We start from the raw sequence: 11,632 nt of genomic DNA on the forward strand, positions 1-11,632 counted from the left end.
TGCGCGCAACTCTACGGTGCGAGAAGGGCGCCGCACGTGAAACGTACGGCGCCCGTGTGGCGTTCCGGCAATCAGCGCGGGAACGCGTCGCTCACCTCGTCCGGGTCACATTCCGGCAATCAGCTTCTCCACCCGGTCGTCCACCGAACGGAACGGGTCCTTGCACAACACCGTGCGCTGCGCCTGATCGTTCAGCTTCAGGTGCACCCAGTCGACCGTGAAGTCACGGCGCTGCTCCTGCGCCCGCCGGATGAAGTCGCCGCGCAACCGCGCCCGAGTGGTCTGCGGCGGTACCGACTTGCCCTCGAAGATCTTCAAGTCGTTGCAGATCCGGGTTGCTTGGCCCTTCTTCTCCAGCAGGTAGTACAGCCCACGACGGCGGTGGATGTCGTGGTAGGCGAGGTCTATCTGGGCGACCCGCGGATGCGACATGGTCATGTTGTGCTTGGCCCGGTACCGCTCGATGAGCTTGTACTTCATCACCCAGTCGATCTCGGTGCCGATCCGGTCGAGGTCCTCGCTCTCGATCGCGTCCAGCGTGCGGCCCCACAGCTCCAGCACCTGCTCCACCGTGCCGGTGCGGATGCCGCGGCGCTCGCAGAAGTCCACGGCCTTCTCGTAGTACTCCCGCTGCACCTCCAGGGCGGAGGCCTCGCGACCGCTGGCCAGGCGCACCTTGCGGCGGCCCGTGATGTCGTGGCTGACCTCGCGGATCGCCCGGATCGGGTTCTCCAGGGTCAGGTCACGCATCACCGTGCCCGCCTCGATCATGCGCAGCACCAGGTCGGTGGCCCCGACCTTCAGCAGCATCGTCGTCTCGGACATGTTCGAGTCGCCCACGATGACGTGCAGCCTGCGGTAGCGCTCGGCGTCCGCGTGCGGCTCGTCGCGCGTGTTGATGATCGGCCGGGAGCGGGTCGTCGCCGAGGAGACGCCCTCCCAGATGTGCTCGGCCCGCTGGCTCACGCAGTACACGGCCCCGCGCGGCGTCTGCAGGACCTTTCCGGCACCGCAGAGCAACTGCCTGGTGACCAGGAACGGAATGAGGATGTCCGCGAGCCGGGAGAACTCCCCGTGCCGTGCCACCAGATAGTTCTCGTGACAGCCGTAGGAGTTGCCCGCCGAGTCCGTGTTGTTCTTGAAGAGGTAGACGTCGCCCGCGATTCCCTCCTCGTGCAGGCGTCGTTCCGCGTCTACCAGGAGTCCCTCGAGAATGCGCTCGCCGGCCTTGTCGTGGGTGACCAGTTCGGTCACATTGTCACACTCGGGTGTCGCGTATTCCGGATGTGACCCCACGTCGAGATAGAGCCGGGCGCCGTTTCGCAGAAACACATTGCTGCTGCGGCCCCATGACACGACACGGCGGAAGAGGTACCGCGCCACCTCGTCAGGCGACAGGCGGCGCTGTCCCCTGAACGTGCACGTGACGCCGTACTCGTTCTCCAGCCCGAAAATGCGGCGGTCCATGACTGAACATTACGCCCGATCCCCCGAGCTGAAACGGGGTTCGGCAGCACGATTTGGATCATTTTCCGATGAAGCCGCAACGACCGGCCGCCCGGCGGGAGCTGCGAGGACCGATCCGGTGGCCAGCAGCACCAGCAACGACACGGCCCCCGCCCCCGCCGGCACGGCGAACCCCCACAGCGCGCCGCCCGCCTGGACCACCGGGCCCGCGACCCCCGTCCCCACCGAAGCGCCCACCGTGAACGTCGTCACCAGCCAGGAGAACGCCTCCGTCACCGTCCCCCTCGGCGCGTGCCGGTCCACGATGATGAACGCACAGGCGATGCACGGCGCCAGGAACAGCCCGGACACCACCGTCAGCAGCACCATCGCCACCGCGCCCGGCATCAGCGTCAGCGGCAGGTAACACACCGCCAGAAGCGCCACCAGCACCCGCAGTCGCCGCTCGGGCACACCCGCCCACTGCCGCGCCCCGTAGACGGCCCCGCCCACCAGCGCGCCGAGCCCCAGCGCCGCCATCAGCCAGCCGTACACCGCGTCGCCCCCGTGCCCGTCCGCGTACGGCACCGCCGCCACCGTGATCGAGCCCAGCGCGATCCCGATGAACAGGAACGCCCCCAGCAGGGCCAGCAGACCGGGTGAGCGCAGGGCGCCCAGCCAGTGCGCCTCGCGCGGCGCCGAACGCCAGGCCCGGGAAGGGGCCGAGAGGACCACCGACAGCGCGCCCAGCACCCCGAGGACGTTCAGCACCACCAGGGCGGCCTGCGCCGACCACAGCGACACGCACAGCGTCACCAGCAACGGTCCGACGGTGAACATGACTTCCTGCGCCACCGCGTCCATCGCGTATGCCACGTGCACCTGCTCCTGGCCGCGCAGCACGGAGGGCCACAGGGCCCGCAGACCGCCCTCCAGCGGCGGGGTGAAGAGCCCGGCCGCGGCCACCGCCGCCCAGGCGAGCACGGGCGAGCGCGTCCCGCTGAACGCGAAGGCGGACATCGCCAGGGCCGCCGCCAGCGCCGCGGGCAGCTGGACGCGCGGCTGCCCGTAGAGGTCGACCAACCGCCCGAGCACCGGCTGGCCCACCGCGTTCGCGACGCCGTACACCGCCGCCAGCGCCCCCGCGAGGCTGTACGTGCCGCCCTCGGCGCGGACGAACAGCACGATCGCGATCGCCGCGGTCGCGTTCGGCAGCCGCCCCACGAGCGTGCCGGTCAGCAGCCGGGCGGCGTGCCGCGCCCTGAGGATCTCCAGGTATCCCGCGAATCCCGCGGCCATCGCACGCCCTCCAGCGAACCAGGTTTTACGTATAACTTCTCCCGCCATACGTACCATGTGCGCTGTTCACCAGTCCAGACGACGGACGTGGACCGAAGGGCCGGAGTGTCCGGCGGCACACGGCCAGCAGCTAAGGAGCAGCGCCACGGTGGCACGAGGAAGCACGCGCCCCACCAGCCGGGACGTGGCCCAGGCCGCCGGGGTCTCCCAGGCCGCCGTCTCCCTGGTCCTCGGCGACAAGTGGCGCGGCCGGGTCTCGGAGCCGACCGCCCAGCGGGTCCGGCAGGCCGCCCGCGACCTCGGCTACCGGCCCAACCTCGCCGCCCGCAACCTGCGCCTCGGCCACACCCGGACCGTCCTGCTCGTCGTCCCCGCCCTGACCACCGAGTTCTTCGCCGGCGTCTACACCGGCGCCGCCCGGGTGGCCGCCGACCACGGCTTCGGCGTCGTCCTCTACCCCTCCCCGGAAGGCATCGGCCCGGCGCGGAACCCCTTCGCCTCCGCCCAGGCCGCCCTCGACGGCGTGATCGCCTCCTCCATGGCCGCCGACGCCCTCACCGCCATCCGCGGCGACCAGCTGCCCCTGGTCATGCTGGACAGCGACCCCGAGGGCAGTCTCGGCGCGGCCACGGTGAACCTGGACATCGCGGACGGCGTACGCCAGGTCGCCGACCACCTCCTCGGCCTCGGCCACCGGCGCTTCCTCCACCTCGCCGCCGACGTGCCCTCCTGGACCTTCGAGGTGCGCTCCAGGGAGCTGGCCGCCCGCGTGGGCGCCCGGCCCGACACCTCCGTGCGCACCGCCCGCGCCCCGATCTCCATCGAGGACGCCCGGGCCGCCACGGAGGCCGCGCTCCACGCGCCCGGGCCCCGCCCCACCGCGCTGGTCTGCGACGACGACAAACTGGCCGCGGGCGCCTACAAGGCGCTGCGCCGCCTCGGCCTGCGGGTCCCCGACGACCTGTCCGTCACGGGCCTGGACGACCTGGCCCTGGCCACCGCCATCGACCCCGAACTGACCACCGTGCGGCTGGACGCGGAACTCTTCGGCGAACGCGGTATGCACGCCCTCCTGGCGGTCCTGGAGGGCCGTACGCCGCGCGGCGGCGACATCCCGGTGGAACTGGTCGTCCGCGGCTCCACGGCCCCGCCACGGCCCTCCTGAGACGCCGGTGCCCCGGCCGTGACGTCGAAGAGACGCCGGCCGGGGCACCCGGAACACCCGCGGGGGGCTACTTCCCGGTCTCGTCCGACCCGGTCCCGTCCGTCCCGCTCCCGTCGGACCCGGAGGAGTCCTCCGGCTCGTCGGTGTCCTTGGACGTGTCGGTGCTGCCGCCGCGCAGCAGCCGGGCCAGCTGCGGACCCACGATGCGCTTGAACTTGCGCTGCTGCGGACGCGTCCGGTCCAGTACGGCCACTTCCAGGCGCTCCGCGGGAATCTCCCGCTCGCTGCCGTTGGTGTCGCGGGACAGCGCCTGCACCGCCAGCTTCAGCGCCTCGGCCAGCGTCATCCCGTCCCGGTGGCGCTGGTCCAGGTAACCGCTGATCTGCTCGGCGTTGCCGCCGACCGCGACCGAGCCGTGCTCGTCCACGATCGACCCGTCGTGCGGCAGCCGGTAGATCTGATCGCCCTCCGGGGTCTCCCCCACCTCGGCGACCACCAGCTCCACCTCGTACGGCTTCTCCGCCGCGCTGGAGAAGATGGTGCCCAGCGTCTGGGCGTAGACGTTGGCCAGACCGCGCGCGGTCACATCGTCCCGGTCGTAGGTGTAACCCCGCAGGTCGGCGTAGCGGACACCGCCGATCCGCAGGTTCTCGTACTCGTTGTACTTGCCGGCGGCCGCGAACCCGATCCGGTCGTAGATCTCGCTGAACTTGTGCAGCGCGCGGGACGGATTCTCACCGACGAACACGATTCCGTCGGCGTACTGGAGCACGACCAGGCTGCGGCCGCGGGCGATGCCCTTGCGGGCGTACTCCGCCCGGTCCGCCATCGCCTGCTGGGGTGAGACATAGAACGGCGTCGACACCGGTTATCCGTCCCTTTCTGTAGAGGTCACTCGATCACCCTGGGCAAGGACCGCCCGCCGCTACAGCAGCGCGGCCCTCGGGCCGTCCGGCTGCTCCAGACGCCGCTGCAGCACCGAGCGGGCGATCTCGGAGGACTCGTCCTCGGTGAGCCGGCGGAAGCCGTCATCGGTGATCACGGTGACGATCGGATAGATCCGGCGGGCGACATCGGGACCACCGGTCGCCGAGTCGTCGTCTGCCGCGTCGTACAGGGCCTGCACCACCAGTGTGGTCGCCTCGGCCTCGGTCAGGTCCTCGCGGAAGAGCTTCTTCATGGCGCCGCGCGCGAAGATCGAACCGGAGCCCGTGGCCGCGTAGCCGTGCTCCTCGCTACGGCCGCCGGTGACGTCGTAGGAGAAGATGCGGCCCTTGTCGCGGTCGACGTCGTACCCCGCGAAGAGCGGCACGACGGCGAGGCCCTGCATGGCCATGCCCAGGTTGGAACGGATCATGGTCGACAGCCGGTTCGCCTTGCCCTCCAGCGACAGCTGCGCGCCCTCGACCTTCTCGAAGTGCTCCAGCTCCAGCTGGAACAGCTTGACCATCTCCACGGCCAGACCGGCCGTGCCGGCGATGCCGACGGCCGAGTACTCGTCCGCCGGGAACACCTTCTCGATGTCCCGCTGCGCGATGACGTTCCCCATGGTCGCCCGCCGGTCACCGGCCAGCACGACGCCCCCGGGGAAGGCCACGGCCACGATCGTCGTGCCGTGCGGCGCCTGAAGCACCCCCTGCGCGGGCGGCAGCTGCCGCTTGCCGGGCAGCAGCTCGGGCTGGTGCTCGGAGAGGAAGTCCATGAAGGACGAGGACCCAGGCGTCAGGAAGGCAGCTGGTAGACGCCCGGTGCTACGAGTGTTGGCTTCCACGCGTTTCCTTCCACATAAGCAGCAGCCCGCCTCATGGCATCGGGCCGATCCTTGAACTGCCCCAGTGCGGCGTTGCAGCTGAAGCACAGTACGCCACGGACCCTACCCGTCCGACGGCAGTGATCCACATGCTCCGGCGGAGCCGGCAGACATGTACAGCAGGCGCCTCCCCGGGAGGTGATCAACTCGTCGCGCTCAGCCCTGGTGAGGCCGTAGCGGCGCTTCGGATGATCTCGCCGCCCCCGGATCGCCCGGCAGGTCTTGCCGCGGGTCGACAGGCCGTCGGAGGCTGTCGTGTTGCGATGCCACTCACCGTGGGGCTCGATTTCGCCACGCGCCCGGCAGAGCTTGTGCGCCGCCGGGACGCCGGCCTTCTCGCGGACCGGCTTTCCCACGGCCTTCGGCCGGCGCCGGGAGTGCGCGGCACCGTGCTCCGCCACGCACTCCCGGCGGTAGGTCCGGAGGCCGTCCCCCCGATTCTTGTCCCGTGCGAACGCGGCAAGAAGCAGCTTCCGCCTGCCCTTCCCGTATTCCTTCGCATTCGGGCCGCCGGCCACTCCCACCCCCACTTTCGAATCTTGGAGTGAAGGTCTTTCAGTCCTTCACTCCCCTCCCTTTTGCACGAATGACCTCACGAAATCCTCGGCGTTGGACTCGAGCACATCATCGATCTCGTCCAGGACGTCGTCCACGTCGTCGCTCAGCTTCTCGTGGCGTTCCTTGAGGTCTTCGGCCGCCTGTGCGTCCTGCGCCTGCTCCTCGACCTCCTCGGTCGCGCGCGTCGCCTTCTGCTGGCCGCCGCCGGTGTCCTTCGTTGCCATAACCCTCACCCCGCTCAGTTCGCCCGACATGGTCGGCGTTACCGCCGATCGGTGATGATCAGACCCTACAAGCCGGGTCCGACATCGGCCCCACGGTTTCCGCAACGTCCGGGGGCCATCTCGATGATTCCCGGCCAGGGGGTTTTCCACCCTGTCCGGCCGGTCCGGTCCGGGTACCCGCTCAGTTGCCGGACAGGACCCTGACCAGGTCCTCCGCGGTACGGCAGCGGTCGAGCAGCTCCTTGACGTGATTACGCGTTCCGCGAAGCGGTTCCAGGGTTGGGACGCGCTGGAGCGAGTCGCGGCCCGGCAGGTCGAAGATGACCGAGTCCCAGGAGGCCGCGGCCACGTCGTCGGCGTACTGCTCCAGGCAGCGGCCGCGGAAGTACGCCCGGGTGTCCTCCGGCGGCTTCCTGCGGGCCCGGTCGACCTCGGACTCGTCCAGCAGCCGCTTCATCCGCCCTCGGGCCGCCAGACGGTTGTACAGGCCCTTCTCGGGACGTACGTCGGCGTACTGGAGGTCCACGAGGTGCAGGCGGGCGGCGTCCCAGTCGAGGCCGTCGCGGCGCCGGTAGCCCTCCATCAGCTCCCGCTTGGCGACCCAGTCCAGCTCGCCGGCCAGGCTCATCGGGTCGTTCTCCAGGCGGTTGAGGGTGTCCTCCCAGCGGGCGAGGACGTCCTTGGTCTGCTCGTCGGCGTCGGCGCCGAAGCGCTCCTCGACGTACTTGCGCGACAGCTCGAAGTACTCCATCTGGAGCTGCACCGCGGTGAGTGTCCGGCCGCTGCGCAGGGTGATCAGCCGCTTGAGCGACGGGTCGTGCGAGACCTGGTGCAGGGTGCGGACGGGCTGGTCCACGGCCAGGTCGACGGCGATGAAGCCGTCCTCGATCATGGACAGGACCAGGGAGGTCGTGCCCAGCTTGAGGTAGGTGGAGATCTCGGAGAGGTTGGCGTCGCCGATGATCACGTGCAGCCGGCGGTACTTCTCCGCGTCGGCGTGGGGCTCGTCGCGCGTGTTGATGATCGGGCGCTTCAGCGTGGTCTCCAGGCCCACCTCGACCTCGAAGTAGTCCGCGCGCTGGCTGAGCTGGAAGCCGTGCTCGTGGCCGTCCTGGCCGATGCCGACGCGGCCTGCACCGGTGACGACCTGGCGGGAGACGAAGAAGGGCGTGAGGTGGCGCACGATGTCGGAGAAGGCGGTCTCCCGCCGCATCAGGTAGTTCTCGTGCGTGCCGTAGGAGGCGCCCTTGTTGTCGGTGTTGTTCTTGTAGAGGTGGATCGGCTGGGCGCCGGGCAGCTGGGCGGCCCGTTCGGCGGCCTCGGCCATGATCCGCTCGCCCGCCTTGTCCCACAGCACGGCGTCGCGCGGGTTGGTGACCTCGGGTGCGCTGTACTCGGGGTGGGCGTGGTCGACGTAGAGCCGTGCGCCGTTGGTGAGGATGACGTTGGCCAGGCCGATGTCCTCGTCGGTGAGCTGGCTGGAGTCGGCGGCCTCGCGGGCGAGGTCGAAGCCGCGGGCGTCCCGCAGCGGGTTCTCCTCCTCGAAGTCCCAGCGGGCCCGGCGGGCCCGGTGCATCGCCGCCGCGTAGGCGTTGACGATCTGGGACGAGGTGAGCATGGCATTGGCGTTGGGGTGACCGGGGACGGAGATCCCGTACTCCGTCTCGATGCCCATCACTCGCCGTACGGTCATGCGGCCCTCCTTGCCCGGCGGCGCCCTCGGTCGAGGGCGGCGCTCAAGTACCGCTGGTGCTCGGGTGCCTGTGCGGTGCCCGTCCCCGCACTGCGCGACCCGGCGGTACGAAAGAGCCTAGAACGCCTTTGCGCTGGTGGGGAGATCATTTGCGTCATTGCCTGCTCCGTGCGGTGGCCCCTGGAAAGCAGTCGGCTGCGGGTACCCGGTGAGGGCACCCGCAGCCGCCCTGTTTTTACAGGTACTGACCGGTGTTCGCCACCGTGTCGATGGAGCGGCCGGTGTCCGCGCCCTGCTTTCCGGTGATGAGGGTGCGGATGTAGACGATCCGCTCGCCCTTCTTTCCGGAGATCCGGGCCCAGTCGTCCGGGTTCGTGGTGTTCGGCAGGTCCTCGTTCTCCTTGAACTCGTCCACGCATGCCTGGAGCAGGTGGGAGACGCGGAGACCCTTCTGGTTCTTCTCCAGGAAGTCCTTGATCGCCATTTTCTTGGCGCGGCCCACGATGTTCTCGATCATGGCGCCGGAATTGAAGTCCTTGAAGTAGAGGACTTCCTTGTCGCCGTTGGCGTAGGTGACCTCCAGGAAGCGGTTCTCCTCGGATTCGGCGTACATCTGCTCGACCGCGGTCTGGATCATGGCGCCGACCGTGGCGCCCTTGTCGCCGCCGTGCTCCGAGAGGTCGTCGCCGTGCAGCGGCAGGCGCTCGGTGAGGTACTTCGCGAAGATGTCCTTGGCCGCCTCGGCGTCCGGACGCTCGATCTTGATCTTCACGTCCAGTCGGCCGGGCCGCAGGATGGCGGGGTCGATCATGTCCTCGCGGTTGGAGGCGCCGATCACGACCACGTTCTGCAGGCCCTCCACGCCGTCGATCTCGGCGAGCAGCTGGGGGACGATGGTGTTCTCCACGTCCGAGCTGACGCCGGAGCCGCGGGTGCGGAAGAGGGACTCCATCTCGTCGAAGAAGACGATGACGGGGGTGCCCTCGCTGGCCTTCTCCCGGGCGCGCTGGAAGACGAGGCGGATCTGCCGCTCGGTCTCGCCGACGTACTTGTTCAGCAGCTCGGGGCCCTTGATGTTGAGGAAGAAGCTCTTGCCGGCGGCCTGGCCGGTGACCTCGGCGACCTTCTTGGCCAGCGAGTTGGCGACGGCCTTGGCGATGAGCGTCTTGCCGCATCCGGGCGGCCCGTAGAGCAGCACACCCTTGGGCGGGCGCAGTTCGTGCTCCTTGAACAGGTCCGGGTAGAGGTACGGCAGCTCGACCGCGTCGCGGATCATCTCGATCTGGTTGCCGAGGCCGCCGATCTGCTCGTAGCCGATGTCGGGGACCTCTTCGAGGACGAGTTCCTCGACCTCGCTCTTGGGCACGACCTCGTAGACGTAGCCCGACCTGGGTTCGAGCAGCAGGGCGTCGCCGGGGCGGATGGTGACGTCCAGCAGCGGCTCGGCGAGCCGCACCACCCGCTCCTCGTCGGTGTGCCCGAGCACGAGGGCGCGCTCGCCGTCCTCGAGGATCTCCTTGAGGGTGACGATGTCGCCGACGCGCTCGAACTCCATGGCCTCGACCACGTTGAGTGCTTCGTTGAGCATCACTTCCTGGCCGCGCCTGAGCTGGTCGAGCTCGACGCCGGGGCTGACGTTCACCCGCAGCTTGCGGCCGCCGGTGAAGATGTCGGCGGTGCCGTCCTCGTTGGACTGCAGGAAGACGCCGAACCCTGCGGGCGGCTGAGCGAGCCGGTCGACCTCCTCCTTGAGGGCCACGATCTGGTCGCGTGCCTCGCGGAGCGTGTTCGCCAGTCGCTCGTTCTGCGCGGACACGCCGGCCAGGTTGGTCTGCAGCTCGACGATCCGCTCTTCGAGGATCCTCGTGTGCCGCGGAGAGTCGGCGAGCTTGCGTCGCAGGACGGCGATCTCCTGCTCAAGGTAGGCGATCTGCCCGGCCGGGTCGTCGGACCCTCGTCCCGGGCGGATGCCGCGGTTCATGTCGTCGTCGTGGGCTGCCACGGTCCTCACCTCCTCCAAGGGGAGCTGGACGCTTCCAGACCCTACCTGGGTGGGTGTCGATTGAAACCCCTAGATCACAAAGACTGTCGGGGTGTGTCCGATCTTCACCCTTGCGCTCTCCCTCACGCCAGGGGAATACCCACCGAACATGATTGGAAAGCCGACGGAGGTAGGGTCGAGACGTTCAACACCCGTCCGAGCTGGCCTGATTCCCGCCCGGCTCGACGTGAAACGGCAGGAGACATGAGCGTGCAGCAGCGGATCGCGGACGGTGGCGAGGAGCTGGAGGTCTGGATCGACCAGGACCTGTGCACCGGTGACGGCATCTGTGCGCAGTACGCGCCCGAGGTGTTCGAGCTGGACATCGACGGTCTGGCCTACGTGAAGGGCTCCGGTGACGAGCTGCTCCAGGCGCGGGGGGCGACAACGCCCGTGCCGCTGCCGCTTCTCACGGACGTGGCGGACTCGGCGAAGGAGTGTCCCGGCGAGTGCATCCATGTGCGCCGTGTTTCGGACAAGGTCGAGGTGTACGGGCCCGACGCGGAGTGACCGGCCGGTTCCGCGCCGTCACCGCCGCCCGATACACGTCAGCACTGTCTGATTCCTCACCATGCTGACCGGCCCCCGCGCGGGTCCGTCCGCGGTCGGCTGCCGGCCGCGGGGGCGGGTCTCACACACTGCGTGCCCGGTCCGGCCCGGAGCGGACGAACGCGCCGTTCTTCCACTGCCACTTCGCGCCGTCCTTCAGGTCGGGGCAGCAATTGGGCACGTCGGGCGAGGAGTAGCCGAGCAGGGTGGCGGAGACCTCGCCGGCGCGTACGGCGAAGTCCGTGACCGTGTACCGGTCCTTGGGGTCGACGAGGGTGGCCACGACGCGGGGCGTGGTGGTGCCCCGGGCGTGGGTGAGGACGTAGACGGCGTCGGGCGGGGTGCCCATGGAGGCGTCGCAGTGGACGACGGCCACGGTCTCCGGGCGACCGTCGTGGTCGAGGTCTCCGGCGGCCTTCTTGGCGACGACGGCCTTCAGGGTCCCGCACTGGATGGGGAACGTCACGCCGGTGGTGGTGGGGGGTGCGGCTGCCGCGGGGGCGCTCGCGGTCCGGGTGCCGTCGTGCTGGGCGGCGGTGGCGGAGAGCGGCTGGAGGACCGGGGAGAGTGCGACGACACCGGCGACTGCGGCGGCGGTGGCGACCCAGTGGATGGGGCGGGTGTGGGTGTGTGCCAGGTCCGGGACGGCGGAGTGCTGCACTAGGAGTGTCTCCCGTGAGGGCTGTGCCGGTGGGGTGGCCAGCATCGTGCCACACGTCACAGTGCGGGGGAACGGTGGGGTGGGTACTCGCCGGGGTCGCTGACCGCGTGTTTCCGCTACGAGCTCAACGTGTGAGCGCCGTGGGGGGGGGGGCGGCCGGGGGGGGGGGGGGAGGGCCGCCGCGCG

General features: G+C 69.7%; 11 protein-coding genes. 2 read left to right on the top strand and 9 right to left on the bottom strand.

The genetic code is table 11. The features are described 5' to 3' along the window. Positions 1 to 105: 105 nt before the first annotated feature. Both pafA and ACFC02_RS02210 read right to left on the bottom strand, forming a co-directional pair. Complete coding sequence (gene pafA / locus ACFC02_RS02205; protein ID WP_037859616.1) at positions 106 to 1,467, bottom strand: Pup--protein ligase; 1,362 nt, start codon at positions 1,465 to 1,467, stop codon at positions 106 to 108. A gap of 9 nt (positions 1,468 to 1,476) precedes the next feature. After that, a complete protein-coding gene (locus tag ACFC02_RS02210) occupies positions 1,477 to 2,745 on the bottom strand; it encodes an MFS transporter (protein WP_376350892.1) in 1,269 nt (422 codons plus the stop codon). A 148-nt stretch (positions 2,746 to 2,893) separates the two neighbouring features. Here ACFC02_RS02210 and ACFC02_RS02215 point away from each other — a divergent pair, with 148 nt between their 5' ends. Beyond that, positions 2,894 to 3,910 (top strand): LacI family DNA-binding transcriptional regulator, encoded by a 1,017-nt coding sequence (locus tag ACFC02_RS02215; RefSeq protein WP_376350895.1) that lies wholly within the window; start codon positions 2,894 to 2,896, stop codon positions 3,908 to 3,910. 67 nt (positions 3,911 to 3,977) lie between these two features. On the opposite strand, the gene prcA is transcribed toward ACFC02_RS02215, so the two are convergent. The 6 genes from prcA to arc form a co-directional block, all read right to left on the bottom strand. Next, positions 3,978 to 4,775 carry a proteasome subunit alpha gene (gene prcA / locus ACFC02_RS02220; protein ID WP_376350897.1) on the bottom strand — a complete coding sequence of 266 codons (798 nt, stop codon included), beginning with the start codon at positions 4,773 to 4,775 and terminating at the stop codon, positions 3,978 to 3,980. A 60-nt stretch (positions 4,776 to 4,835) separates the two neighbouring features. After that, positions 4,836 to 5,681 (bottom strand): proteasome subunit beta, encoded by an 846-nt coding sequence (gene prcB, locus ACFC02_RS02225; protein ID WP_376350900.1) that lies wholly within the window; start codon positions 5,679 to 5,681, stop codon positions 4,836 to 4,838. Continuing rightward, complete coding sequence (locus tag ACFC02_RS02230; protein ID WP_376350903.1) at positions 5,633 to 6,250, bottom strand: endonuclease VII domain-containing protein; 618 nt, start codon at positions 6,248 to 6,250, stop codon at positions 5,633 to 5,635. The genes prcB and ACFC02_RS02230 overlap by 49 nt, the downstream gene beginning before the upstream one ends. A gap of 33 nt (positions 6,251 to 6,283) precedes the next feature. Then, positions 6,284 to 6,502, bottom strand: a complete 219-nt coding sequence (locus ACFC02_RS02235) for a ubiquitin-like protein Pup (protein ID WP_360965673.1) — start codon at positions 6,500 to 6,502, stop codon at positions 6,284 to 6,286. A gap of 181 nt (positions 6,503 to 6,683) precedes the next feature. Beyond that, complete coding sequence (dop, locus tag ACFC02_RS02240) at positions 6,684 to 8,195, bottom strand: depupylase/deamidase Dop (protein WP_376350907.1); 1,512 nt, start codon at positions 8,193 to 8,195, stop codon at positions 6,684 to 6,686. A gap of 235 nt (positions 8,196 to 8,430) precedes the next feature. Beyond that, on the bottom strand, positions 8,431 to 10,197 hold the full coding sequence (gene arc, locus ACFC02_RS02245) for a proteasome ATPase (protein WP_360965678.1): 1,767 nt from the start codon (positions 10,195 to 10,197) through the stop codon (positions 8,431 to 8,433). 243 nt (positions 10,198 to 10,440) lie between these two features. On the opposite strand from arc, the gene ACFC02_RS02250 reads away from it, so the two are divergent. Next, a complete protein-coding gene (locus ACFC02_RS02250; protein ID WP_376350910.1) occupies positions 10,441 to 10,746 on the top strand; it encodes a ferredoxin in 306 nt (101 codons plus the stop codon). 121 nt (positions 10,747 to 10,867) lie between these two features. Here the strand turns inward: ACFC02_RS02250 and ACFC02_RS02255 are convergent, their stop codons facing one another. Then, complete coding sequence (locus ACFC02_RS02255; protein WP_376350912.1) at positions 10,868 to 11,446, bottom strand: hypothetical protein; 579 nt, start codon at positions 11,444 to 11,446, stop codon at positions 10,868 to 10,870. Positions 11,447 to 11,632: the final 186 nt, after the last annotated feature.

It is taken from the genome of Streptomyces sp. NPDC056160, from assembly GCF_042268205.1.
Taxonomy (GTDB): Bacteria; Actinomycetota; Actinomycetes; order Streptomycetales; family Streptomycetaceae; genus Streptomyces.